Annotated in this window: 22 protein-coding genes; 8 read left to right on the forward strand and 14 right to left on the reverse strand. The window is 63.7% G+C overall.

All coding sequences use genetic code 11. The features are described from left to right. Positions 1 to 86: 86 nt before the first annotated feature. The 9 genes from NKK47_RS15065 to NKK47_RS15105 form a co-directional block, all read right to left on the reverse strand. Positions 87 to 449, reverse strand: a complete 363-nt coding sequence (locus NKK47_RS15065) for a nuclear transport factor 2 family protein (RefSeq protein WP_352577470.1) — start codon at positions 447 to 449, stop codon at positions 87 to 89. Positions 450 to 534: 85 nt separating this feature from the next. Beyond that, positions 535 to 1008 carry a carboxymuconolactone decarboxylase family protein gene (locus NKK47_RS15070; protein ID WP_352577471.1) on the reverse strand — a complete coding sequence of 158 codons (474 nt, stop codon included), beginning with the start codon at positions 1006 to 1008 and terminating at the stop codon, positions 535 to 537. A 111-nt stretch (positions 1009 to 1119) separates the two neighbouring features. After that, positions 1120 to 2673 carry an alpha/beta fold hydrolase gene (locus NKK47_RS15075; protein WP_352577472.1) on the reverse strand — a complete coding sequence of 518 codons (1554 nt, stop codon included), beginning with the start codon at positions 2671 to 2673 and terminating at the stop codon, positions 1120 to 1122. Between the two features lie 105 nt (positions 2674 to 2778). Beyond that, the gene (locus NKK47_RS15080) at positions 2779 to 3087 is read right to left on the reverse strand and encodes a formate dehydrogenase subunit delta (protein ID WP_352467525.1); all 309 of its coding nucleotides are present in this window, start codon (positions 3085 to 3087) and stop codon (positions 2779 to 2781) included. Continuing rightward, positions 3077 to 3904, reverse strand: a complete 828-nt coding sequence (gene fdhD, locus NKK47_RS15085) for a formate dehydrogenase accessory sulfurtransferase FdhD (protein WP_502905000.1) — start codon at positions 3902 to 3904, stop codon at positions 3077 to 3079. Before fdhD ends, NKK47_RS15080 begins: the two co-directional genes overlap by 11 nt. Before the next feature lie 202 nt (positions 3905 to 4106). After that, positions 4107 to 7019: a formate dehydrogenase subunit alpha gene (gene fdhF, locus NKK47_RS15090; protein ID WP_352577474.1), complete on the reverse strand. Its 2913-nt coding sequence runs from the start codon at positions 7017 to 7019 to the stop codon at positions 4107 to 4109. Positions 7020 to 7031: 12 nt separating this feature from the next. Then, positions 7032 to 8588 (reverse strand): formate dehydrogenase beta subunit, encoded by a 1557-nt coding sequence (locus NKK47_RS15095; protein WP_352577475.1) that lies wholly within the window; start codon positions 8586 to 8588, stop codon positions 7032 to 7034. Then, positions 8585 to 9064 (reverse strand): formate dehydrogenase subunit gamma, encoded by a 480-nt coding sequence (locus NKK47_RS15100; RefSeq protein WP_352448523.1) that lies wholly within the window; start codon positions 9062 to 9064, stop codon positions 8585 to 8587. The genes NKK47_RS15095 and NKK47_RS15100 overlap by 4 nt, the downstream gene beginning before the upstream one ends. 133 nt (positions 9065 to 9197) lie before the next feature. Then, a complete protein-coding gene (locus NKK47_RS15105) occupies positions 9198 to 10097 on the reverse strand; it encodes a LysR family transcriptional regulator (RefSeq protein WP_023676806.1) in 900 nt (299 codons plus the stop codon). Between the two features lie 193 nt (positions 10098 to 10290). Between NKK47_RS15105 and NKK47_RS15110 the strand changes: the two genes are divergently transcribed. Further along, complete coding sequence (locus NKK47_RS15110) at positions 10291 to 10932, forward strand: DUF47 domain-containing protein (RefSeq protein WP_023676807.1); 642 nt, start codon at positions 10291 to 10293, stop codon at positions 10930 to 10932. Further along, positions 10932 to 11936 carry an inorganic phosphate transporter gene (locus NKK47_RS15115; protein WP_352577476.1) on the forward strand — a complete coding sequence of 335 codons (1005 nt, stop codon included), beginning with the start codon at positions 10932 to 10934 and terminating at the stop codon, positions 11934 to 11936. The genes NKK47_RS15110 and NKK47_RS15115 overlap by 1 nt, the downstream gene beginning before the upstream one ends. 38 nt (positions 11937 to 11974) lie before the next feature. Here the strand turns inward: NKK47_RS15115 and NKK47_RS15120 are convergent, their stop codons facing one another. Next, positions 11975 to 12352, reverse strand: coding sequence for a VOC family protein (locus tag NKK47_RS15120; protein WP_023676809.1), 378 nt, complete (start codon positions 12350 to 12352; stop codon positions 11975 to 11977). Between the two features lie 194 nt (positions 12353 to 12546). Here NKK47_RS15120 and NKK47_RS15125 point away from each other — a divergent pair, with 194 nt between their 5' ends. The 4 genes from NKK47_RS15125 to chrA all read left to right on the forward strand — a co-directional run bounded on the left by NKK47_RS15125 (position 12547) and on the right by chrA (position 18318). Beyond that, the gene (locus tag NKK47_RS15125) at positions 12547 to 13731 is read left to right on the forward strand and encodes an Mrp/NBP35 family ATP-binding protein (protein ID WP_352577477.1); all 1185 of its coding nucleotides are present in this window, start codon (positions 12547 to 12549) and stop codon (positions 13729 to 13731) included. A 238-nt stretch (positions 13732 to 13969) separates the two neighbouring features. After that, positions 13970 to 15775, forward strand: coding sequence for an IlvD/Edd family dehydratase (locus tag NKK47_RS15130; protein ID WP_352577478.1), 1806 nt, complete (start codon positions 13970 to 13972; stop codon positions 15773 to 15775). Between the two features lie 318 nt (positions 15776 to 16093). After that, positions 16094 to 16933: a chromate resistance protein ChrB domain-containing protein gene (locus tag NKK47_RS15135; protein ID WP_352577479.1), complete on the forward strand. Its 840-nt coding sequence runs from the start codon at positions 16094 to 16096 to the stop codon at positions 16931 to 16933. Continuing rightward, a complete protein-coding gene (chrA, locus tag NKK47_RS15140; RefSeq protein WP_023676813.1) occupies positions 16930 to 18318 on the forward strand; it encodes a chromate efflux transporter in 1389 nt (462 codons plus the stop codon). Before NKK47_RS15135 ends, chrA begins: the two co-directional genes overlap by 4 nt. A gap of 4 nt (positions 18319 to 18322) precedes the next feature. Here chrA and NKK47_RS15145 read toward each other — a convergent pair whose 3' ends face one another. Next, positions 18323 to 19912 (reverse strand): trimethylamine methyltransferase family protein, encoded by a 1590-nt coding sequence (locus NKK47_RS15145; RefSeq protein ID WP_023676814.1) that lies wholly within the window; start codon positions 19910 to 19912, stop codon positions 18323 to 18325. 194 nt (positions 19913 to 20106) lie between these two features. Next, a complete protein-coding gene (pdxR, locus tag NKK47_RS15150; protein ID WP_023676815.1) occupies positions 20107 to 21600 on the reverse strand; it encodes a MocR-like pyridoxine biosynthesis transcription factor PdxR in 1494 nt (497 codons plus the stop codon). Between the two features lie 254 nt (positions 21601 to 21854). Here pdxR and pgi point away from each other — a divergent pair, with 254 nt between their 5' ends. Beyond that, the gene (pgi, locus tag NKK47_RS15155) at positions 21855 to 23498 is read left to right on the forward strand and encodes a glucose-6-phosphate isomerase (RefSeq protein ID WP_352577480.1); all 1644 of its coding nucleotides are present in this window, start codon (positions 21855 to 21857) and stop codon (positions 23496 to 23498) included. A gap of 5 nt (positions 23499 to 23503) precedes the next feature. Next, complete coding sequence (locus tag NKK47_RS15160; RefSeq protein ID WP_352577481.1) at positions 23504 to 24226, forward strand: HAD family hydrolase; 723 nt, start codon at positions 23504 to 23506, stop codon at positions 24224 to 24226. A 43-nt stretch (positions 24227 to 24269) separates the two neighbouring features. On the opposite strand, the gene NKK47_RS15165 is transcribed toward NKK47_RS15160, so the two are convergent. Further along, positions 24270 to 24521, reverse strand: coding sequence for a hypothetical protein (locus NKK47_RS15165; RefSeq protein WP_352577482.1), 252 nt, complete (start codon positions 24519 to 24521; stop codon positions 24270 to 24272). A 2-nt stretch (positions 24522 to 24523) separates the two neighbouring features. Beyond that, entirely contained in the window at positions 24524 to 25276 is a 753-nt protein-coding gene (locus tag NKK47_RS15170) for a hypothetical protein (protein ID WP_352577483.1), read from the reverse strand. Positions 25277 to 25462: the final 186 nt, after the last annotated feature.

The raw sequence follows: 25462 nt of genomic DNA on the forward strand, positions 1-25462 counted from the left end.
TCTCATTCTTTAACAGTTCGAGCACGGTCTGCTTGTGCCCGAATTTTGCGTCGATCTACCACCTGGCACTGAACATCGCCGCCTCCTCACTCGTCCCACGCCTGCACGACGGTCTGCCGCGCGATCTGGCCGTTCTTCAGCTCCAGCATCGCCGCGCAGAACACCTTGGTCCCGTCCGGATAGGCGCACGCCTGGGTGAAGGCGAGATTATTGCCGTCGGCGATGGTGGTGTCGACCTTGTGGGTCATCGCCCGGCTGCAGATGTCGTCCCAGAACGTGGTGATCGCAGCGCGCCCGCGGATTTCGCGCGGCTTGCTCGGCGGGTTGTTGCGGTCGATCACCCGCACCAATGCGTCGTCGGCATAGAAGCTCGCCAGCAATTTTCCATCACGGCCCTCAATCGCCTTCTTGATCGCAGCCCCGTCTATCGTCTGTGTCTTGGTCAGCATTTTTTCCTCCATGGGCCCGTCTTCTCGGATCGGGTGGTTGCTTGATCAGGCACTGCCCGGCGCTCGCCGCCGGGCAGTGGCTTCTTCACTGCGACTTCGCCTTGACGGCCGCGAACACCTCGTCGGACTGCTTCTTGAAAGTGGCGAGATCGATCTGGCTGCCGTTGAGCATCGTCGACCAGTGGCGCACGATCGCCGCCATCGCCACCGCCTCCTTGATCTCCTCGTCGCTGGCGCCATTGAGCTTGGCCGCCTGCGTGTGGAAATAGATGCAGTACTGGCAGGGGATCTGCGAGGCGACGGCGAGGCCCATCAATTCCTTGGTCTTGCCGTCGAGCGCGGTGTTCGGGTTGAGCTGCACGCCCTTGATCTCGGCCCAGGCGCCGGCAACGGCGACGTCCGGCAGCGTCTTGAACATGTCCGGTACCGAGCCGAGCGTTGCCTGGATGTCCTTGTAGGCAGCGGTCGCCGAGGCATCCTCGGCCTTGGCAGGAACGATCGCCAACAGCGCGCCAACGCCTGCCGCCAGCACCAGTGATTTGAGTGTCGACTTCAGCATTTTATTCCTCCCTTCGCAGCGCCTTTCCCGGCGACATCCGCCTGGCCTGCATGGGACGAAGTGATAGCGCTTACGCATGCCCGGCCGCTTCGCCCGAAAGCGCCATGGCTCCTATGGCCCGTGCGGGCCAGCGTGCCGGGCCGAGAACGCCGCCGCCGCCGCCCGCGACGGCAGGTCCAGCTTGAGCAGAATATTGGCGACGTGGCGCTTGACGGTGTGTTCGCTCAGCTCGAGTTCGGCGGCGATCGCGGCATTGCTCTTGCCATCGGCGATGAGGTTCACCACCTCGCTTTCGCGCGCCGTCAGTGCGGCCGGCTCGGCAGCCTTGGCCTTCGGCCGGCAGGCCGGCTCCAGATGCTGTTCCGAGGTCGCCTGCACCAGCGCCAGCGGCTCATCCAGCTCGTCAAGCGCGATGCGCCCGGCGTCATTGAAATGAAGGCCTGAACCGGCGGCGAGGTCGGCGACCAGCCGCGAAGCGAGGATGTCGCCGCGCCCGGCATGCGCGGCAAGCTGCATCGTCACGCGCGCCGTCAACCCCGTCGGCGGCCCACGCAACTCGACCTCGCCGACATGCACGCCCTGCGCGCTGGCGACGCCCATCTCCTGCGCCGCATCGCGCAGCGCTGCCGCGCAGCGTACGGCCCGCGCCGGGCCGTCGAAGCGCACCATCATCAGCTCGCCATGCGTGCCGGCCGGGCGGCCGCCATGGCGCCCGACCAGCAGCCGCCATGTTTCCTGGAAACGCTGGCTGCGCTCGCTCCACATGCGGTCGCCAAGCCGCGCCGTGTCGTAGATCCGGGTGACCAGCAGTGCAGCCAGCACGCGCTCGGCCTCGGCAACGGCGCGCGCTCCGGTCAGGAATTCCTCGATCAGATCGGCCACCCGGTCGACATCGCCGGTCCAGATCGGGTGGTCGCGCCCGGCCACCTCGATCAGCCGCGAATTCGGGATATTCCTTGCCAGGAAGCGGCTGGCCTCCGGGTCGACGCGCGCATCGTTGCGGCGATGGACCAGCAGCGTCGGTGCGCTGATCGCCGCCAGCACGCCGCGCACGTCGATAGCTGCATTCATGCGGGCCAGGGCGATTGCCGCGGTCGGGCTCGCCGACAGCCGCTCGAAGCGCGCCCACCATGTGGCGAAACGCGGATCGTCGACGCGGCCGGGCGCGAAATGCGACAGGGTGGCGCCGGTGCCCCATGCGGTCTCCGCCGTCGCGATGAACGCCTCAAGGCGTTCCGGCGGCATCACCCATTTGTGGAAATGCGCATAGCCGCCATAAAGCGCCAGCGCCCGCGTCCGCTCCGGGTAGGTGGCGGCGAACAGCATTGCCATCGGCGCGCCTTCCGAAGCGCCGAGCAAGGCGGCGCGGCCGCTGCCGGTCGCATCCATCACCGCGCGTACATCGTCCATGCGGGTTTCGAGGCTGGGCAGGTGGTGGACATCGACGCGGTCGGACAGACCGGTGCCGCGCTTGTCGAACAGGATCAGCCGTGAGAACGCGGAAAGCCGCTTCAACAGCCGGGTGTAGCCCTCGTCTTCCCAGTGCAGGTCGAGATTGGAAATGAAACCCGGCACGAAGACGAGATCGAGCGATCCCTGGCCGACCACCTGATAGGCGATCCGCACGTCGCCACTGAGCGCGTATCGAGTTTCGATCGGCCTCACGAGTTGTCCGCCCGACCCGACGATTTCTTATCGCCGGATCATAGCAGAGGCGCGCGGATTGCGGCAGATGAAACTTTAGAGAGCGTGAATGTGGGCCCGCGGCGCCTACTTCTGTGACGCGGCGGTCGTCTCGGTGTTCGCTCCGCCGACGCTAAAACCTGCGCCCTCCGGCGCGCCCGGCCGCTTGATGTGTGGCGCGGCCGCGACGACAAGCTCGTTGAACCCCTCGCCACCGCTGTCCAGCATCTCGAACAATTGCCGGCGCATCCTCGGCTCCCAGAACTTGTTGATGTGCTCGGCGACGCCGGCAATGCCTTGCTCGCGCGGCTTGGAGTGGAAAAAGGCGGCGATCTGGTTGGCCATGCGAACCAGCTTTTCGCTGGTGCTCATGAGGTGGCCCTCGTCATGCGACATGCTTGGCAACTCCGGAAACCACTCGGTCAGGATGGGTGAAAATATCGAAATCGTCGCCGCGCACCAGCGCCACCAGCGTCATGCCGGAATCGTCCGCGGTGCGGATGGCAAGTGCGGTCGGCGCCGAGACGGCAATGATGACGGCCGAGCCGATCGCCGCGGTCTTCTGCACCATCTCGACCGAAACGCGCGACGTGACGACGACGGCCCCCGACCTGCCGTCGATACCGGCTTTGGCCAGCGCGCCAGCCAGCTTGTCCAGCGCGTTGTGGCGGCCGACATCCTCACGCGCCATGACGATGCCCTTGCCGGGGAGGTAAAAACCGGCGGCGTGGACGGCACCGGTCTCGGCGTGCAGCGGCTGCAGCTTCGACAAAAGCTTGACCGAGCGGACGATGTCATTGGCCTGAAGTGTAAGTTGCGACGCACTAACAGGCTCGACCGAGCGCATTGCCTCTTCGATGGATTCGATGCCGCACAGCCCGCAGCCGACCGGCCCAGCGAGCCTGCGCCGCCGCGCTTCGAAGCGGGTGTTGGCCTGGTCCTTCAGCCGGATCTGGATATCGATGCCGGCGCCGTGATCCTCGACCTCGATCGCTTCGATTTCGTCCGGCGAGGCAATGATGCCTTCGGTCAGCGAGAAGCCGAGCGCGAAATCCTCGAAATCAGCCGGGCTTGCCATCATCACCGCATGCGTGGTGCCGGCAAAGGAGAACGCCACCGGCGTCTCTTCCGGCACCATGCGGTTGGCGGCCGCAGTACCGCCGGCGCGGCGCGCCAGGCGGCTGATCTGTGTGACAGCACGACGTTTGGGCATCACGCGGCATCCCCCTCTGGCCTGCCCTCTTTGTCATCATTTGGCATCTCCCCCTCAAGGGGGGAGATCGGCAGTTCAGGCGTCGCAGCGCACCTTTCGACTTTGGTGATTGGCGAAAGTCGAGATGACATCCAATCTCCCCCCCTGAGGGGGAGATGGCCGGCAGGCCAGAGGGGGGTACTCCGGCACGAAACCAAAACCGCTACTCCGCTGCTTGCAGCGGGGCGATGCGGCGGCTTTGCTTTGCCTGCTCGTCATAGTCGCGCTGCCATTCCGACGGGCCGTTGGATGCACCCACCTGCACCGCGGTCACCTTGTATTCCGGGCAGTTGGTCGCCCAGTCGGAGAAGTCGGTGGTAATGACGTTGGCCTGGGTGTCGGGATGGTGGAAGGTCGTATAGACGACGCCCGGCGACACCCGCTCGGTGATCAGCGCGCGCAGCGTCGTCTCGCCGGAGCGGCTGGTCAGCCGCACCCAGTCGCCGTCGCGCAGGCCGCGATTTTCGGCATCGTGCGGATGGATCTCCAGCCGGTCCTCGCTATGCCAGACCACATTGTCGGTGCGCCGGGTCTGCGCGCCGACATTGTATTGCGACAGGATGCGGCCGGTGGTCAGCAGCAGCGGGAAGCGCGGTCCGGTCCTTTCGTCGGTCGCCACATATTCGGTGCGGATGAACTTGCCCTTGCCGCGCACGAAGCCGCCGATATGCATGATCGGCGTGCCTTCCGGCGACTTCTCGTTGCAGGGCCACTGCACCGAGCCCACCCGGTCGAGAAGGTCGAAGGAAACGCCGGCGAAACTTGGGGTTGTCTTGGCGATCTCGTCCATGATCTGGGACGGATGCGTGTAGTTCCAGCCGAGGCCGAGCGCCTTGGCGAGCTCCTGCGTCGTTTCCCAGTCGGCATAGCCGCATTTCGGCTCCATCACCTTGCGCACCATGTTGATGCGGCGCTCGGCATTGGTGAAGGTGCCGTCCTTCTCGAGGAACGTCGAGCCGGGCAGGAACACATGCGCGTAGTTGGCCGTCTCGTTGAGGAAGAGGTCGTGCACGACGACGCATTCCATCGCGGCGAGACCGGCGGCGACATGCTTGGTGTCGGGATCCGACTGCAGGATGTCCTCGCCCTGCACATAGAGCCCCTTGAACGAGCCGTCGACGGCCGCATCCAGCATATTGGGGATGCGCAGGCCGGGCTCGTCGTCGAGCTTGACGCCCCACAGGCTCTCATAGATGGCGCGCACCGCGTCGCCTGAAATATGGCGATAGCCGGGAAGCTCGTGCGGGAACGAGCCCATGTCGCAGGAGCCCTGCACATTGTTCTGGCCGCGCAGCGGATTCACGCCGACGCCCGGCCGGCCGATATTGCCGGTCGCCATGGCGAGGTTGGCAATGGCGATGACGGTGGTCGAGCCCTGGCTGTGCTCGGTCACGCCGAGGCCGTAATAGATCGCGCCGTTACCGCCGCGGGCGTAGAGCCGCGCCGCGCCGCGTATGTCGTCGGGATCGACATTTGCAAGCTGGCCGACCACTTCCGGGCTATTTTCCGGCAGCGCCACGAACGATGCCCAGTCCTGGAACTCGTCCCAGTCGCAGCGCTCGCGGATGAAGGCCTCGTCGAACAGGCCCTCGGTGACGATGACATGGGCAAGTGCGGTCAGCATGGCGACGTTGGTGCCCGGCTTCAGCGGCAGATGGAACTGCGCCTCGACGTGGGCCGAGCGCACGATGTCGGTGCGGCGCGGATCGAGCACGATCAGCTTGGCGCCCTCGCGCATGCGCTTCTTCATGCGCGAGGCGAACACCGGATGCGCATCGGTCGGATTGGCGCCGATCAGCAGGATCACGTCCGTCTGCTCGATCGAATCGAAGTCCTGCGTGCCGGCGGAGGTGCCGAAGGTCTGGCCGAGACCATAGCCGGTCGGCGAATGGCAGACGCGGGCGCAGGTATCGACATTGTTGTTGCGGAAGCCCTGCCGGACAAGCTTCTGGACGAGGTAGGTCTCCTCGTTGGTGCAGCGCGAGGAGGTGATGCCGCCGATCGAGGTGCGGCCGTACTGGTATTGGATGCGGCGGAATTCATTCGCCGTATGGGTGAGCGCCTCTTCCCACGACACTTCGCGCCACGGATCGCTGACCTTCTCGCGGATCATTGGTTTCAGGACACGGTCCTTGTGCGTCGCGTAGCCATAGGCGAAGCGGCCCTTGACGCAGGAGTGGCCGTGGTTGGCCTTGCCTGCCTTGTAGGGCATCATGCGGATGACCTCGTCGCCCTTGACCTCGGCCTTGAACGAGCAGCCGACGCCGCAATAGGCGCAGGTGGTGACGGTCGAGCGCTCGGGAAGGCCTTTCGCCAGCACGGTCTTTTCCCTCAGCGCATCGGTCGGGCAGGCCTGCACGCAGGCCCCGCACGACACGCATTCGGAATCGACGAACGCCTCGTGCATGCCGGCCGAGACCCTGGATTCGAAGCCGCGGCCCTCGATGGTCAGCGCGAACGTGCCCTGCACCTCCTCACAGGCTCGCACGCAGCGCGAGCAGACGATGCACTGCGTCGGATCGTAGGTGAAATACGGGTTCGATTCATCGCGGGCGATGTAATCGATGGTCAGCGAGCCATGGCCGGGCGCCACGCCGTTTTCCTGCTTGACGTGGTTGCGGCCGTCCACGCCATAGCGGTTCTCGGTCAGGCCGACCGTCCTGACGACCTTGTCGAACTCGCTGGCGCCAGTGCCGGCCTTCTCGCCCCACGCGGCAGGATGGTCGGAGACGTAGAGTTCCATCACGCCGCGGCGAATGGCGTCTAGCCGGTGGCTCTGCGTATGCACGACCATGCCTTCGCCGACCGGCGTCGTACACGAGGCCGGCGTGCCGCCGCGCCCGTCGATCTCGACGAGGCAGACCCGGCAGGAGCCGAACGAGTCCAGCATGTCGGTGGCGCAGAGTTTCGGGATTTCGACGCCCGCTTCCATCGAAGCGCGCATGATCGAGGTCCCCGCCGGCACCGTCACCGACTTGCCGTCGACCGTCAGCGTTACCTTTTGTTCCGCTTCAGAGGCGGGTGTGCCGTAGTCGATTTCCTGGACCAGCGATTTGATGTCGAATGCCGCGTTCATACCTGTCCGCTCCTATTCCGCTGCTTCGGCGACTGGCGTCGGCCGAAAGTCGTCCGGGAAATGGTTGAGTGCACTCATCACTGGATATGGGGTGAAGCCGCCGAGAGCGCAAAGCGAGCCGAACTTCATCGTGTTGCAAAGGTCGGTGACCAGCGCGATCTGCTTTTCCGGTTCGACGTTCTGGGCGAGCCGGTCCAGCACCTCGACACCGCGCGTCGAGCCGATGCGGCACGGCGTGCACTTGCCGCAGCTCTCGATGGCGCAGAATTCCATGGCAAAGCGTGCCTGCTTCAGCATGTCGGCGCTGTCGTCGAAAACGACGATGCCGGCATGGCCGATCAGCCCGTCCTTGGCGGCAAACGCTTCGTAGTCGAACGGCGTGTCGAACAGCGCGCGCGGGAAATAGGCGCCGAGCGGGCCACCCACCTGCACCGCTTTGACCGGGCGTCCCGTCGCCGTGCCGCCGCCGATATCGTCGACGATCTCGCCCAGCGTCATGCCGAACGCCGCCTCGTAGAGACCGGGATACTTGACGTTGCCGGCAATCTGGATCGGGATGGTGCCGCGCGAACGGCCCATGCCGAAATCCTTGTAGAAGGCAGCGCCCTTGTCCATGATCACCGGCACCGAGGCCAGCGAGATGACGTTGTTGATCACTGTCGGCTTGCCGAACAGGCCCTTGTGCGCCGGCAGCGGCGGCTTGGCCCGCACCTGTCCGCGCTTGCCTTCGAGGCTGTCGAGCAGGGCGGTTTCCTCGCCGCAGACATAGGCGCCGGCGCCGACGCGCACTTCCATGTCGAATGAATTGGCCGAGCCGAGCACATTGACGCCGAGCACGCCGGCCTTGCGGGCGATCTCGACGGCCTTCTGCATAACCGCCACCGCGTGCGGATATTCGGAGCGGATATAGATAAAGCCCTTGGTCGCGCCGGTGGCGATGCCGGCGATCGCCATGCCTTCGATCAGCACGAAGGGGTCGCCTTCCATGATCATGCGGTCGGCGAACGTGCCGGAATCGCCTTCATCGGCATTGCAGACGATGTATTTGCGGTCGGCCGACGTATCGAGCACAGTTTTCCATTTGATGCCGGTCGGGAAGCCGGCGCCGCCACGACCGCGCAGCCCGGACTCGGTCACCTGCTTGACGACCTCGGCCGGCGTCATCGCCACTGCATTCTGCAGGCCCTTCAGCCCGCCATGCGCCTTGTAGTGATCGAGCGACAGCGGATCGGTGACGCCGCAGCGCGCAAAGGTCAGCCGCGTCTGCCTGGCAAGGAACGGGATCTTGTCCGGTGCGCCCAGCCAGCGCTTGTGGTGGCCGCCGGTGAGGAAGCCGCAGTCGAACAGGCCTTTGACGTCGGAGGGCTTCACCGGCCCATAGGCGACGCGGCCATTAGCTGTTGCCACTTCGACCATCGGCTCGAGGAAATAGGCGCCCCGCGAGCCGTTGCGCACGATCTTGGCCTCGATGCCGCGCTCGGCCAGTTCCGCCCGAATCGCCTTGGCGACCTTTTCCGCACCGAGCGCCAGCGCGCCGGAATCGCCGGGAATATAGATACGCGGGATCATGAGCGCACCTCGGCAACGATCTCGTTGAGCTTTTCGTCGTCGAGCCGACCGATCACCTCCCCGTCCAGCATCGCCGACGGCGAGCAGGCGCAAAGGCCGAGGCAATAGACCGGCTCCAGCGTCACCGAACCGTCACGGGTTGTCTCGTGGAAGCCTATGCCCAGCAATGATTTGAGCTTGGCGGCGATCGCATCCGAACCCATCGACTGGCAGGCTTCCGCCTGGCAGAGCTTCAGCACATGGCGGCCAGCCGGCTGGCTGCGATAATCGTGATAGAAGGTCACGACGCCGTGCACCTCGGCCCTGGAAATGTTCAGCGCCTCGGCGATGACCGGCAGCGCGTCCTGCGGCACATAACCGAACTCTTCCTGGATACCGTGCAGGATCGGCAGCAGCGGGCCTTCGAGGCCTTTCAGCTCGTGGATGATCGCCGCGGTGCGCGATGCGATCTCGGTACTTGCAGGCTGCATCGTCATGCAGCGCCCTCCCTGGTCGTGGCGGTCTTCCGCTAAGTGGTTAGGAAATCAGAGGAAACCCGCTAAATCAATAAAGCCGATCCGTTGCTCGATAGAAATTTTCTATCGTTCGCGGTCACCAGCCTTGTCTAGCCTAGCGGCGGGCGCGGAAATCGTCCGCCAGCGCCATTGCCTCGTCCAACAGCGCCGAGACCAGTGGCGTGTGCGGTTCGCGCCGTGCCGCCACCAGCCCGACGGTGTGGCTGGCATCCGGCTCGACGATCGGGATAGCCCGGATCGGCTCGGAAAAGCCGAACGTTTCCGCAAGGTTAAGCGGCATGATGGACGACCATTTGCCGGTGCGGATATGCGAAAACAGCACGATCATCGAGTTGGATTCCAATGTCGGCCGCACCTGCACGCCGGCTTCGGCCAGATGCTGGTCGATGATGCGGCGGTTCTGCATGTCGGGCGTCAGCAGGCAGAGCGGCAGCTGACTGAGTTCCGCCCATGTCACTTTGTCGCGGTCGAAATAGGGGTTCCCGACGGCGGTGATCAGCTGGTAGCGCTCGTCGTAGAGCGGCACGCTGGTGACGCGTCCGAGCGGCTCGTTGTCGAGATAGGTGATACCGGCGTCGATGTCGAAATTGCCGAGCAGCGACAGCACCTCGATCGAGGTCCGCGACAGCACCGAGAAGGTGACGCCGGGATGCTTTGCCCGAAACGGCGTCGTCAATCGCGCCACCATGGCGAGCGCCGTCGGGATCGCCGCGATGCGGATGCGCCCCGACAGGCCGTGGCGCGCCGCCCGCATCTCCTCGCGCATGGTCCTGCTGTCGCCGACGATGCGGCGGGCCCACACCAACACCTGCTTGCCTTCCGGAGTCAATCCCTGGAAGCGCGAGCCGCGCAGCACCAGCATCACGCCGAGCTGGCCTTCCAGCTGCTTGATGCCGGCCGAAAGCGTCGGTTGGGTGACGCCGCACACCTCCGCCGCCCGGCCGAAATGTTCTTCCCTGGCAAGTGCTATGAAGAATTCCAGCTTATCGATCATGCCGTCGGGAGCCTGTCACGGACGCTGTGTCCGATTGTAGCGCGCAACGTCGTGGAAATCGCCTTCGGCCGCAAGCCGCGTGTGTAAATCGTCCGCATCCACATCTTTCAGCCGGCTTACTGTTTCCCGCGATGGAATGCGGCGCTATGTGAATGAGACGGGGTCGTGGACTGGACACGACGGGAGACCGAACATGCTGGGCTGGTTCCGCAAGCTGCTGCCGCGCGAAGATCGCTTCTTCGACCTGTTCGAGCGGCATTCCCGCACCGTGGTCGGCGGCGCCGAGGCACTGCAGCAGCTTTTGCAGGGCAACGACATCGACCGCTGGTGTCAGACGATCATCGATCTCGAGGACGAAGCCGATCAGATCACCGCGGAAGTGCTGCTGGCCGTGCGCCGCTCCTTCATCACGCCCTTCGACCGCGGCGACATCAAGGACCTGATCCAGTCGATGGATGATGCCATCGATATGATGCACAAGACCGTCAAGACGGTAAAGCTGTTCGAAAAGAAGGAATTCGATCCGCTGATGCAGGAAATGGGGGGCGTCATCGTCGAGGCCGCCAAGTTGGTGGCCGAGGCGATCCCGCTGCTCGGCAAGGTCGGGGCGCATACGGTGCGCCTCAACGCCATCGCCGAGGAAGTCATGCGCGCCGAAGGCCGGGCCGACGACCTGCACGAACAGGGCCTGAAGGACCTGTTCAAGCGGCACGGCCGCAGCGATCCTATGGCCTATCTGATCGGCAGCGAGATCTACGGCCAGCTGGAAAAGGTGGTCGACCGCTTCGAGGACGTCGCCAACGAAATCAGCGGCATCGTCATCGAGAACGTATAGTGGAAGCCGCGATAGCCTTTCCGGTGCTGGTCGGCCTTGTCGTCGTCGCGCTGTTCTTCGATTTCCTCAACGGCCTGCACGATGCCGCCAACTCTATCGCCACCATCGTCTCCACCCGGGTGCTGCGGCCGCATTATGCGGTGTTCTGGGCGGCCTTCTTCAATTTCATCGCCTTCATGTTCTTCGGTCTCCACGTAGCGGAGACGCTCGGAACCGGCATCATCGACGCCAGCATCGTCACGCCGGCAGTGGTCTTCGCAGCACTTGTCGGCGCCATCGTCTGGAATATCGTCACCTGGCTCGTCGGAATTCCGTCCAGCAGCTCGCACGCTCTGATCGGCGGTTTGGTCGGCGCCGGCGTTGCCAAGGCAGGCACCGGTGCCATCGTCTGGACCGGGTTGGGCAAAACGACGGCGGCCATCGTGCTATCGCCGGCGGCAGGTTTTCTGCTGGCGCTCGTCCTGATCCTCGCGGTCTCCTGGCTGTTCGTGCGGCGGACGCCGTTCGCCGTCGACAGCACCTTCCGCGTCATGCAGTTCTTTTCCGCCTCGCTCTATTCGCTCGGCCATGGCGGCAACGACGCGCAGAAGACTATGGGCATCATCGCCGTGCTGCTCTATTCGCAAGGCATGCTCGGCGCGAATTTTTACGTGCCGCTGTGGGTCGTCATCACCTGTCAGTCGGCGCTGGCGCTGGGCACGTTGCTCGGCGGCTGGCGCATCGTCCACACCATGGGCTCGAAGATCACCCGGCTGAACCCGATGCAGGGTTTCTGCGCCGAGACCGGCGGAGCGGTCACCCTGTTCGCCGCCACCTGGCTCGGTATTCCTGTATCGACCACGCACACGATCACCGGCGCCATCATCGGCGTCGGCGCCGCCCGCCGCGTCTCCGCCGTTCGCTGGGGCATTGCCGGTAACATCGTGGTGGCATGGATCGTCACCCTGCCGGCAACCGCGGCGATCGCGGCTCTCACCTACCTCGCGGTCGGCCTGGCATGGTGACAGCACCGTAGCACTGCGCGGCAGGCGATGCGCCGTATCTACCTATCCACAAGGTTCAGGATGTTGCCGTCCGGATCCTTGAACCATGCGACCTTCATGCCCTGACCGACATGAACATCGCCCTCCAGCGTCAGGCCTGGCATGTCGTAATGCTCGAAGGTCACGCCCTTCGATTTCAATGCCTCAACGATCTTGCCGAGTTCGTCGCCGACCGTCCATGTCACAGCCGTCGCCTTGTTGGTCCCAGCGAAGTTCGAACGGTAGACGTTGATGCTGGTGTCGCCGCTTTTATAGACGATCAGTTCGCCACCTTCATTGTGCACCTCTTTCAGGCCAAGGACCCCTTCGTAGAATGCCTTGGCCTTGGCCAGGTCCTTCACGGCGAGATTGGCCGTCGCGTTGCTGTTTGCGAGCATGATTCGTCTCCTTCCCTGGCTGTCATTCCATGCTCATGAAATAGGCTGCGTTGACGATTTGGCGACGGCTGCTCCCACTGGAAATGCCGTCATATGCTCGCTGCCTCCCCGATACGCCGCTGCAATTGGTGGTCCATCGCTTGGTTCTGTTCCGGAACTGCATTATCTGGAGCGGAAAAGTAGAGGAAAAACTCATGCCCGCCGCCAATGAAAACGTGACCAAGGAAATCGTTATCGAGCGCCTGAAGACGGTCAATGGGCCGGATTTCACCGGCAATATCGTCGACCTCGGCCTGGTTTCCGAGATTTTCATTGCCGATGCCAAGGTGTTCTTTTCGATCACCGTTCCCGCTGCCCGTGCCCAGGAGATGGAACCGCTGCGTGCGGCGGCCGAACGTGTCGTCAAGGCGATCCCCGGTGTTGCCGGCGCCGTGGTCGCGCTGACGGCGGAAAAGAAGGGCGGTGGCATGGAGGCGCCGGTTCCGCAAAGACCGGCTCAGAGGCCCGCTCCGCCGGCCGCACCTGCGCGTCCCGCGCCGCAGGCGCCCGCCTCGCACAGCCAGGGCAAGCGCGGCGTACCCGGCATCGAAGCGATCATCGCCGTCGCTTCCGGCAAGGGCGGCGTCGGCAAGTCGACCACCGCCGTCAATATCGCCCTTGGGCTTGCCGCCAACGGGCTGCGGGTCGGGGTGCTCGATGCCGACATTTATGGCCCTTCCATGCCGCGTCTGCTCAACATTCGTGGCAGGCCTCAGACCGTCGACGGCAAGATCCTGAAGCCGATGCAGAATTATGGCCTCAAGGTCATGTCGATGGGCTTCCTCGTCGATGAGGAGACGCCGATGATCTGGCGCGGGCCGATGGTGATGTCGGCATTGACGCAGATGCTGCGCGAGGTCGAATGGGGACCGCTTGATGTGCTCGTCGTCGACATGCCGCCCGGCACCGGCGATGCCCAGCTGACCATGGCCCAACAGGTGCCGCTGGCCGGCGCCGTCATCGTCTCGACGCCACAGGACCTGGCCCTGATCGATGCGCGCAAAGGCCTCAACATGTTCAGAAAGGTCGACGTGCCGCTATTGGGTATCGTCGAAAACATGAGCTATTTTCTCGCCCCCGATACGGGAAAACGCTACGACATCTTCGGCCATGGCGGCGCCCGCCGCGAGGCCGAGCGTCTCGGCGTCACCTTCCTTGGCGAAGTGCCGCTCGAGATGGGCATCCGCGAAAGCTCCGATGCCGGCACGCCAGTGGTGGTCTCCAAGCCGGATGGCGCTGAGGCGAAAATCTATCGCGACATCGCCGCCAAGGTCTGGGACCGCGTCAATGAAGAGCGCGGCGCGGCCGAGGCTGCAGTGCCGAGCATCGTGTTCGAGTGATGCGGATGTCCCTCCCCAAGTGGGCCCCTTGAGGGGGAGGGTGGCCGGAAGGGTCAGGTAGGGTCCGCGGCGACGCGCTCCAACTTTTCCGGGATAGCGGGCTGACAAACCACGATCCCGTCTAGCGCGGAGGCAGATGTATGTCTTTCGTACCAAAGAGCGGATTCGGATGGCGCGTGCCCCTTGCCTGCTCCCGCGCGTTGTCATATCGATTTGTCATACAAATACGGAGACCACGATGGCAGGCGCCCCCACCCACAAGAAAAAATTTCGCTCGCAGGAGTGGTTCGACAATCCCGACAATCCGGGCATGACGGCACTCTATCTGGAGCGCTACCTGAATTACGGGCTGACGCGGGCCGAACTGATGTCCGGCAAGCCGCTGATCGGCATCGCCCAGACCGGCTCCGACCTGTCGCCCTGCAACCGCCATCACATCGAACTGGCCAAGCGCGTGCGCGAAGGCATCGTCTCGATGGGTGGCATCCCTTTCGAGTTCCCTTGCCACCCGATCCAGGAGACCGGCAAGCGGCCGACTGCTGCACTTGACCGCAACCTTGCCTATCTCAGCCTGGTAGAGGTGCTCTACGGCTATCCGCTCGACGGCGTGGTGCTCACCATCGGCTGCGACAAGACGACGCCGGCCATGCTGATGGCCGCGGCCACCGTCAACATTCCGGCTATCGCGCTTTCGGTCGGCCCGATGCTCAACGGCTGGCACAAGGGCAAGCGCACCGGCTCCGGCACCATCGTCTGGGAATCGCGCCAGCGCCTGTCGGCCGGCGAGATTGGCTATGACGAGTTCATGGATATCGTTGCCTCCTCGGCGCCGTCGACCGGCTATTGCAACACGATGGGTACCGCCACCACGATGAATTCGCTGGCCGAGGCGCTCGGCATGCAATTGCCGGGCTCGGCCGCTATCCCCGCCCCCTATCGCGAGCGCGGCCAGATCGCCTACGAGACCGGAAAGCGCATCGTCGACATGGTGCATGAGGATCTGAAGCCCTCCGACATCATGACCCGTAAGGCCTTCGAGAACGCCATCGTCGTCAACTCGGCGATCGGCGGCTCGACCAATGCGCCGATCCACCTCAACGCCATCGCCCGCCATCTCGGCGTGCCGCTCGACAATGACGATTGGCAGAAGGTCGGCCTCAACATACCGCTCATCGTCAATCTGCAGCCGACGGGCGAATATCTCGGCGAGGACTATCACCATGCCGGCGGCGTGCCGGCCGTGGTCGCCGAACTGATGAAGGGCGGCCTGCTGCCCTATCCGGAAGCCATGACAGCTAACGGCAAGACCATCGGCGACAATTGCAGCGGCGCCGTCAACGAGAACCTCGACGTCATCCGCACGGTTGCCGAGCCGCTGAAAGCCAATGCCGGCTTCATCAATCTCAAGGGCAATCTGTTCGATTCGGCGATCATGAAGACCAGCGGCATCTCGCCCGAATTCCGCGAGCGCTATCTGTCGAACCCGAAGGACCCCGAAGCCTTCGAGGGCAACGCCATGGTCTTCGACGGCCCCGAGGACTATCACGCCCGCATCGACGACCCGGCACAGGGAATTGACGAGCACACCATCCTGTTCATGCGCGGAGCCGGCCCGATCGGCTATCCCGGCGGCGCCGAAGTCGTCAACATGCAGCCGCCTGCCTATCTGATCAAAAAGGGCATCCACGCGCTGGCCTGTATCGGCGACGGTCGCCAGTCGGGCACGTCGGGCTCGCCGTCGATCCTCAACGCCTCGCCGGAAGCCGCCATCGGCGGCGGCCTGGCGCTGCTGAAGACCGGCGACCGCGTCCGCATCGACCTGCGCAAGGGCACCGCCGACATCCTCGTCAGCGACGACGAGATCACGCGGCGCCGCGCCGAGCTGCAAAACAATGGCGGCTATCAGTATCCGAAGCACCAGACGCCCTGGCAGGAAATCCAGCGCGGCATGGTCGACCAGTTTTCCGAAGGCATGGTGCTGAAGCCGGCGGTGAAATACCAGGATGTGGCTCATACAAGCGGCGTGCCGAGGGACAATCACTGACCAGGGTCCGTCGCACGAGCCAGCCGCCGGTGCAGGCAATTTGCCGAGGTCAGCGCCAGGAGGGGTAGGGGTGGGGGTACATCGTAGAGCGAAAGCCTCGGCTTTCCACCTGCGATAGCCTGCCGTTAATGGGCAGAAATGCCCGGCACAGGGTTGGACGCGGTCATTTGTCAACAGCGATTGCTCCCGCGAGAACGGCAATGCTTGACAAGCGGGCGTGACAAATCCACGATCATCACAAGGGGTGCATCGCGACGACCCCGTGAGGCGTCAGCCCAACGTTCGCGTCCAAGCTTCTCTTTCAAGGAGGTGGACGCCATGCCGTCAACAACCGCTATCACTGTATCGCAACTGTCCCGTCTGATTGGGCTGCCGGGTGCACCCGCAATCATCGACGTCCGCATCGACGATGACTACAACGCCGATCCGCGCCTGCTGCCGGGGTCGGATCGTCGTGATTTCAGGAGTGTCTCGAACTGGGCTGCCGACTTCGTCGGCAGGCAAGTGACAGTCGTCTGCCAACAGGGAAAAAAGCTCTCGCAAGGCGTGGCCGCATGGCTACGGCAGGAGGGCGTTGCCGCCGAATCGCTCGATGGCGGGTTTGAAGCATGGCGCGATGCCAAGGGCCTTCTCGTTCACGCCGATAAGATACCGCCCGCCGATGCCAAGGGCCGCACCGTTTGGGTCACGCGTACGCGCCCGAAGGTCGATCGCATCGCCTGCCCCTGGCTGATCCGGCGCTTCATCGATCCTCACGCGGTCTTTCTCTTCGTCGAGCCGGCCGAAGTGGCGGCCGTCGCCGATCGCTTTCAGGCCATCCCTTTCGACATCGAGAACGTGTTCTGGAGCCACCGCGGCGAACGCTGCACCTTCGACACCATGATCGAGGAGTTCGGGCTCAAATCCGAAGCGCTCGATCGCCTGGCCACGATCATACGCGCTGCCGATACTGCGAGCCTCGATCTTGTTCCACAGGCGGCCGGGTTCCTGGCCGCCTCGCTTGGCCTGTCACGGATGTTTCGCGACGATCTGGAGCAGCTCGAGGCCGGCATGCTGCTTTACGATGCGTTCTTCCGCTGGTGCCGCGATGCCACCGAGGAGACGCATAACTGGCCGGTCGCCGGCGCAGTCAGTCTCGGCGCAGGCAAACCATCGTGAGCGCCGTCTTTTCGAAAAAGCCGGCGGAGATCCAGGAGCCCGCTGTGCCGAGCTTCCGGCAGGCCGTGAAGGTCTGGGCGAAAATCGGCGTGCTCAGCTTTGGCGGCCCGGCCGGGCAGATCGCGCTCATGCACAAGGAACTGGTCGAGGAACGGCGCTGGATCGGGGAACAGCGCTTTCTGCATGCGTTGAACTACTGCATGCTGCTGCCCGGCCCCGAGGCTCAGCAGCTTGCCATCTATATCGGCTGGCTGCTGCACAAAACAGTCGGCGGCCTTGTTGCCGGCATTCTCTTCGTTGTGCCGGGCGCGCTTGTTATGCTCGTCTTGAGCAGCCTCTATGCGCTCTACGGCGACATACCCTTCGTCGAGGCGCTGTTTTTCGGGGTCAAAGCGACGGTGCTCGCCATTGTCATCGAGGCGGTGATCCGGATCGGGCGACGTGCGCTGAAGAACCGGATCATGGTGTCGATCGCACTCGCCGCCTTCATCGCCATCTACGCGCTAAACGTGCCGTTCCCGCTGATCGTCCTGCTTGCCGGCCTGACAGGCTGGATCGGCAACCGCATTGCACCGGCATTTTTTTCCGGCACATCGCAGGGCAAAGGCGATGTTCCCGACATTAAGGGCGCGGTCGATCTGATGTTCGAGCGCGGCGAACTGACCCACGTCAAGCCGACGCGATGGCATGCGCCGCGCATTTTGGCGATCTGGCTGCCGATCTGGCTCGGGCCTGTTCTGCTGATCTGGGCTTTCACCGGCTCGGCCAGCGTGTGGACACAAATCGGTGGGTTCTTCAGTCTCATGGCGGTCGTCACCTTTGGTGGCGCCTATGCCGTGCTTGCCTATGTCGCGCAGGCAGCGGTCGAGTCCTTCGGCTGGCTCGCACCCGGTGAAATGGTCGACGGCCTTGGGCTGGCCGAAACCACGCCGGGCCCGCTGATCCTGGTCTTGCAGTTCGTCGGTTACATTGCCGCCTTCCGCCACTCCGGCGCGCTCGCCCCGCTGCTTGCCGGCGCGCTTGGGGCACTGCTCACACTGTGGGTGACGTTTACGCCGTGCTTCTTGTGGATATTCCTCGGCGCGCCCTACATCGAAGCGCTGCGCGGCAACAGGGCGCTGTCGGCGGCGCTCGGCGCGATCACCGCTGCGGTCGTCGGCGTCATCATGAACCTCGCGCTTTGGTTCGGCTTACACGTCATCTTCGGCGAAGTGCGCAATGTCGGGCTTGGAATGGACGTGCCGGTGCTTTCATCGATAGACTGGCGCGCGGCGCTGCTTTCCTGTGCCGCCATGATCGCCATTCTGAAGCTGAAAATCGGCATGCTGCCGACGCTTGCCGGATCGGCGCTGGCCGGTGTGTTGTTGCTGGCGGTGAGCGGGTAGAGCCTCAACCGCCCATGCCGCTGCGCGGCAGCTTGATCATATCGCCGAAGCGGGCGCGCAATTTGTCGTCGACCGGCTTTGGCACATGGCGCGGGAAGCGTTCGGCAAGCACGCGTTTCTTCTCGATGATCGCCCGCTGCAGGATATCGGGCCTGCCTTTCTCATTCCATTCCTTCGGCGAAAAGCGGTCGCCGACGGCCGGATAGAAATATTCGGTCTGCATCAGCCGCAGCGTCTGCTCGTTGCCGAGATAATGGCCCGGGCCCTTCAGGCAGACATCGGCAATCGTGTCGATCGACAGCGACTCGTCCGTCACTTCGATGCCGCGCACGCAGCGCAGGCAGTGGCCGAGCATGTCGTTGTCGATGATCAGGCTCTCAAGGCAAAAGCCGAGCAGCGAGGCGTGCATGCCGGCCGATTCGTAAACCAGGTTGAGGCCGGCAAGACCGGCCATCACGTCGGTTATGCCCTTTTCGTAGCCGGACTGAATATCAGGCAGTTTCGAATCTGTCATGCCGGCGGCCGAACCGCCCGGCAGGTCGTAAAATTGCGCCATCTGCGCGCAGGCCGCGGTCAGCACCGCCTGCTCGGCCGAACCGCCCGACATGGCGCCGGTCCGGAGATCCGAGACAAACGGCCAGGTACCGAAAATCGCCGGATGGCCTGGCTTGATGGCGTTGACGTAGATGAGGCCGACGAGGACTTCGGCGACCGCCTGCACCACGGCGCCGGCAATCGCCGCCGGTGCCGTCGCACCCGCCTGTCCTGCCGACAGCAGCAGGATCGGAATGCCGCCCTCGACGCAGGCTTCGAGAACGCCACAGGCGTCCTCGGCAAACTTCATCGGCGGCACGACGAAGCAGTTCGAATTGGAGACGAAAGGCCGCGCGCGAAAATTCTCTTCGCCGCCCGCGATCGCATAGAGCATGTCGAGCGCCGGCTTGACGTTCTCACGCACGGTAAACGAGGTGCCGACATGCTTCGACGTGCCCATGACGCAGGCGTAGAGCGTGTTGAAATCCATATCGAGCGGGTCGGGAATGTCGCGCGGCACCATCGGCCGCTGGAAGAAATGGATGTTGTCGAGCCCTTCGACCAGGCGCGCGGCATCGTAAATGTCCTGCAGCAGCGACTCGCGATACTCACGCTTTTCGACATCGACAAGATGCACCGCAGCACCGGCCGTGCCGTAGTGCACACGCTTGCCCTGGATCACCATGTCGTGCTTCGGATCCTGGCCGTGGAGGGTGAAATGCCGCGCCGCGTTCTTGATGGTGTCGAGCACAAGGCCGCGAGGAAAGCGCAGGCGGCCGTCCTCACTGAAGGTCGCGCCGGCTTTGGTCAGCGCCTCGATGCAGGAGGGGATGGCGTTGGCGAAGCCGACCGTCTCCAGAAGGGTAAGCACGGCCTCGTGGATACGTTCGCAATCGCTGCCGCTGAGCGGGCTGTAGCTTCCGCCTTCGAGGCCGGCACGCACCGGCTTGACGTCGTCGGCAAGCGGTGCCGCCCGCATGGCGCGGCGCGCCTCGCGCCCGCCGGACCGCCGCGAACGCTGGTCTGCGGACACGTCCTGCTTCTCATGGGCCATTGGCATGAAGGCACTCCAACTTTAGCTGCGGAGCGGGCGCGGCGGTTGGTCCACCATCGGCCTGCTTCGTCCCCTCTATGCAGCGACTATGCCGCCGGCATTGGCACAGCCTATGTGCCAGCCGGTCCCGTCGCATATGCCAAGGAGCTAAAGAACCGGAGCCGCACTACATGCGCCAGGCTCCGGTCGGGGAAGGGAGATCAGGCCGCTGCCGGCCTGCGTCCAGCTGCCGTCGCCAGTTCGCGGATGCCGGGTTCGATGTGCTGCAACGCGATCGAGGAAATGCCCAAGCGCATGAAACGCGATGGCTTTTCGGTACGGTCGAAGAAGCGGTCGCCAGGCTCGATGATGACGCTGCGCGAGGCCGCGGCCTCCGCCAGCCCGCGCGAATCGGTGCCGCGCGGCCCCTCGAGCCAGAGCGACGTGCCGCCGGCCGAATCGGTCGAGCGCCACTCCGGCAGGAAGGCGGAAATCGCATGGACCAGACGCTTGCGCCTCTCGTCGAAGGCGCTCGACAGCCGCCGCACCAGCGCCTCGTGATGGCCGAGCGACAGGAACAATGCGACGGCGCGCTGGTTGTTCGCCGGCGGATGGCGCAGCATGAAGCGGCGTAGCGCCCGAAGCTCGGAGATCAGCCCGGCCGAGGCGACGATGTAGCCGAGCCTGAGGCCGGGAGCCAGCGTCTTCGACATCGAGCCGACATAGACGACCCGGCCGGAGCGATCGAGGCTCTTCAGCGCCTGCTGCGGCGCCTCGTCCAGGAGCTGGCTGTCATATCCGTCCTCGATGATGATCTGGTTGTGCCGGTTGGCGCGCGCCAAAAGCTCCTGCCGCCGCTCTGCCGACAGCGGCACCATGGTCGGGCAATGGTGGCTGGGCGTGACGAAGACGAAGCCGGAATCATTGGGAATGGCCGAGGTTACGATGCCGGAGTGGTCGACCGGAACCGGCTGGATCTCGGCGCCGGCCAGCCGGAAGATCGAACGTGCATCGGGATAGCCCGGGTCCTCCATCGCCACCTTGGAGCCCTTGGTCATCAACAGCGTCGCCAGCATGTAAAGCGCGTTCTGCGCGCCCAACGTCACGATGATCTCGTCCGGATTGGCGAAGATGCCGCGTCGCGGCAGCAGCCGTGCCTGGATCTGCTCGATCAGGAGCGGATCGTCGCGATCGACCATGTCGGATGCCCAGTTGCGGATTTCGAGCACCGCCAACGCCATGCGGTTGCACTCGCGCCATTCGGCGGTCGGGAACAGCGCCGGGTCGAATTGGCCATAGACGAAGGGGTATGACGACTTGATCCAGTTGTCGTGCTTGGCCGGCGGCGGCATGTCGCTCGCCGCGATCTGCCGACGCGCCTTCCAGTCGATCTCGTTGGCCTGGTCGGGCGCCTTCTGATGCGGCTTGGCCGGCGTCGCCAGCACTTCGGGATTGACGAAATGGCCGCGGCGCTCGCGCGCCACCAGGAAGCCCTGATCGACCAACTGCTGGAAGGCCAGCACCACGGTGCCGCGCGCCACGCCGAGTTTTTCGGCAAGAATCCGGCAGGACGGAAGCGGCATGGAAGCCGCGATCTGCCGGTCGAGGATGGCGGCGACGATCGCCTGGCGGATCTGCGCCTGCAGGGTCTGACCGGATTCCGCCGAAATCCGGAACAGGCCGGACCATATGGCCGTGTCGTTTCGCTGTGGCATGGGAGATGTTCCTCGATGGCCAGCTTTTTCACTTGGCTGGACCAGTCGAATGTACCGGTGGCACAAGGTGTTGCGCCAATCAATTTTTCTGATCGCTGGGATTTATGCCAGTGATCCTTTGAGCCGGCCCACGCTGCGCTGCGGCATCGCTGCGCATTGAAACAGATGGAATTCGACCCGATAGTTTGCCGCGACGACACGCGCCGGAAACATCCGGCCTGATAAGATGCATCTCAAGAGACCGGAGCGAAGCAGTGGATCAATCGTCCTTTCAAAAGCAGCTCGACGCATTGCGCGATCACCGTGCGGCCAAATCGGGCTCGATGCGCGAGGCTTTCGCTGCCGATCCGCAGCGCTTCGAGAAATTCTCCGCCAGTGACGGCGACCTGCTGCTCGACTGGTCGAAATGCGCGGTCGATGCGCGGACTATGGAGTTGCTGGAGAAACTGGCTGAGGCCGCTGACCTCGAAGGCCGGCGCGACGCGATGTTTGCCGGCAAGAAGATCAACGTCACTGAAGGCCGTGCCGTGCTGCACACGGCGCTGCGCAACCTGACCGGCAAGGGCATCGTGCTCGACGGCCAGGACGTGAAGGCGGACGTCCTTGCCGTACTCGACGCGATGGGTGCCTTCGCCGACGCGGTGCGTTCCGGCAAGGCGGCCGGCGCGACCGGCAAGAAAATCACCGACATCGTCAACATCGGCATCGGCGGCTCCGATCTCGGCCCGGCCATGGCGACGCTGGCGCTGGCGCCCTATCATGACGGGCCGCGCGCGCATTACGTATCCAATATCGACGGTGCCCATATCCACGACACGCTGAAGGGTCTTTCCGCCGAAACCACCCTGTTCATCATCGCCTCCAAGACCTTCACCACGGTCGAGACGATGACCAATGCCGAAACCGCGCGCAGATGGGTCGAGAAGGCGCTCGGCAAGGAAGCGGTCGGCAAGCATTTCGCCGCCGTCTCGACGGCGCTCGACCTGGTCGCCAAATTCGGCATCGCGCCCGATCGCGTCTTCGGCTTCTGGGACTGGGTCGGCGGCCGCTATTCCGTCTGGGGTGCGATCGGTCTGCCAGTGATGATCGCCATCGGCCCGAAGGATTTTCGCGCCTTTCTCGACGGCGCCCATGAGATGGACGAGCATTTCCGCACCGCGCCGCTGGCGAAGAACCTGCCGGCGCTGATGGGGCTGATTGGCTGGTGGCACCGCGTGATCTGCAAATACCCCGCTCGCGCCGTCATCCCCTACGATCAGCGTCTGTCCAGGCTGCCGGCCTATCTGCAGCAGCTCGACATGGAATCGAACGGCAAGAGCGTCACCCTGGAAGGCGGCGCTGTAACGACGCCGACCGGCCCGCTGGTCTGGGGCGAGCCCGGCACCAATGGCCAGCATGCCTTCTTCCAACTTCTGCATCAGGGCACCGATTTCATTCCGGTCGAATTCCTTGCCGCTGCCGTCGGCCACGAGCCGGAACTGAAGCATCACCACGACCTTCTGCTTGCCAATTGCCTGGCGCAGTCGGAAGCCTTCATGAAGGGCCGCACGCTTGAGGAAGCCCGAGCGCAGATGCTGGCGAAAGGCATGAAGCCCGCCGATGTCGACAGGATTGCTCCGCACCGCGTCTTCTCCGGCGACCGCCCCTCGGTGACGATTCTCTACAGAAAGCTCGACCCGCATACATTCGGACGGCTGATTGCGCTTTACGAACACCGCGTCTTTGTCGAAGGCACGCTGTTCAACATCAACTCCTTCGACCAATGGGGCGTCGAACTCGGCAAGGAACTGGCGACCGGGCTGCTGCCCGTCGTTGAAGGCAAGGAGAACGCCGCAAAGCGGGATGCCTCGACTGCCGGACTGGTGGAATACATCCACCGCTTGCGCGGCCCGGAGTGAAAAGCTTGGCGGACATTAAGGGAATATTGTTCGACAAGGACGGCACGCTCGTGGATTTCAACGCGACATGGCTGGGCATCGCCGACTTCATGGCAATGGATGCGGCCGAAGGCGATCGGTGGAAAGCAGACAGGCTGCTTGCGGCGGCGGGCTTCGACTTCGCCACCAAGCGCTTCAAGCCGGATTCGATTTTTGCCTCCGGTACCAACATGGACGTCGTCGAGCTGTGGTTTCCACGGCTGTCCGACGAGGACCAGATGCTTGCCGTCGCCCGCTTCAACGCCATCACTTCGGCGCAAGGATCGGCAATGGCGGTGGCGCTGCCGGGTGTGGTCGAGACGCTTGGGCTGCTTCACAGAAAATCCTACCGGCTTGGCGTCGCCACCAACGACTCGACCAGCGGCGCGGAAAAAACCTTGGTCACGCTGGGCGTCGCGCAGCTTTTCGACGCCGCCTATGGTTACGATGCGGTGGCCAATCCAAAACCGGCGCCGGATACGATCCTTGCCTTCTCGGACCTGACAGGGCTCAGGCCGGCGGCGATCGCAATGGTCGGCGACAATCGCCACGATCTGGAAATGGCGCGCGCCGGCGGCTGTGGCCTGGCGATTGGCGTGCTGTCCGGCACCGGCACACGTGAATCGCTGTCGCAGATAGCCGACGTCATTCTGGATTCGGTGGCCGACCTGCCTGATTTTCTTTCGGCGCGAGTGACGGAGACAGCCTGACGGCCGAGGCCATCTCTTCCTTGCATAGGACTTCTTCCGGAGCCTAATCGACCATCAGATGGGTACAGTTGATGGTCGTATTCTCGATGGCCGTCAGTTTGGCCAGCAGGTCCAAGCGGATCATCTCGACAGTCCGGCTCGGTAGAACCCCTTCCACTGTCAGCTGAATATCATACCAGTCCTCGACATAGCGCACGGTGACGCCTTCGACGCAGAGGCGATAGACACGATGCTCGTCCGTGATTTCAGGCATCTTCGAGTGAGGCACGTCGGGCGTGTACAATGTTTCGAGCAAGTCTATTCGAGGATTGGGGCCGAGATGGCGAAGATGTTTGGCTCGAAAGCCGTCGCTGTCCTCTGGTCTGCCACTGGCGCGATCTGAAAGGCGGCGGCGAAGCCAAAAGATATGATTTTGACAGCCATCATCTCGAACGAATGCAAATCGCGGCCAGAGCCGCCTGGTAAGGCGCTCCCAGCGCCTGTATGGAGGTCCAGGCGCCAATCGTCGATGTTCTCGACCACTCCAGGCCATCGCGGCCCGATCAGGCGCCCGCCGCGAACCAGGAGTGCGCCACCATCTTCCACGAGTTCCGAAGAGTGCTTGTATATCCATGGCGGCGTTTCGCCGGTCGTATCGAAGCGGCCAACACCAAAGTTTGTTATGTCTAAAACGAGCACCTGGGCCTTGTGACCGCGAACATTCGGATAAGATAGGTTGCCTACTATAAATATTCGGTCGTCGACAAGATTTGCCGTATGAAAGTCGGTCGGTGGAAAAACCTCATCCGAGTAGCCCAAAATCTCGGTGCCGCTCCCAGGATGACTCACGATCACATCGTTGTAGATATAGAAATCTGCATCATAGTGATCTTCATACTCGCCGCCGATCCTGACAAGGCGGCCGTCTGGCAGCACCGTTTCAGTGCGCCCGTACCGGCTGAAGCTCCAGCACGGCCCGACATCCTTTGAAGGCGGGCCGTGGAACGCTTTGTTCAGGGAGTAACCGGTGAGACGGTGCTCAATTGCCCATACCCAGACAGGGTTGGTCATAGGTTCCGGATTGCCAGAACCTCGACTGGGCGAACGAAACTGTAAAAACAGGTCTTGGTCTATGTTCGCGGGCGGTATGATCAAGTTCAAGCGGGGCTAGCAAGGCTGCTACATCGAAGGACGAGCCGATACCCCATCGCTGGATTATAGCCTCCATAGAATCGTCTGCAAGGGGTCGAACTCAGT

The sequence above is a fragment of the Mesorhizobium sp. M0019 genome (assembly GCF_040323975.1).
In the GTDB taxonomy this organism is placed as follows: domain Bacteria; phylum Pseudomonadota; class Alphaproteobacteria; order Rhizobiales; family Rhizobiaceae; genus Mesorhizobium.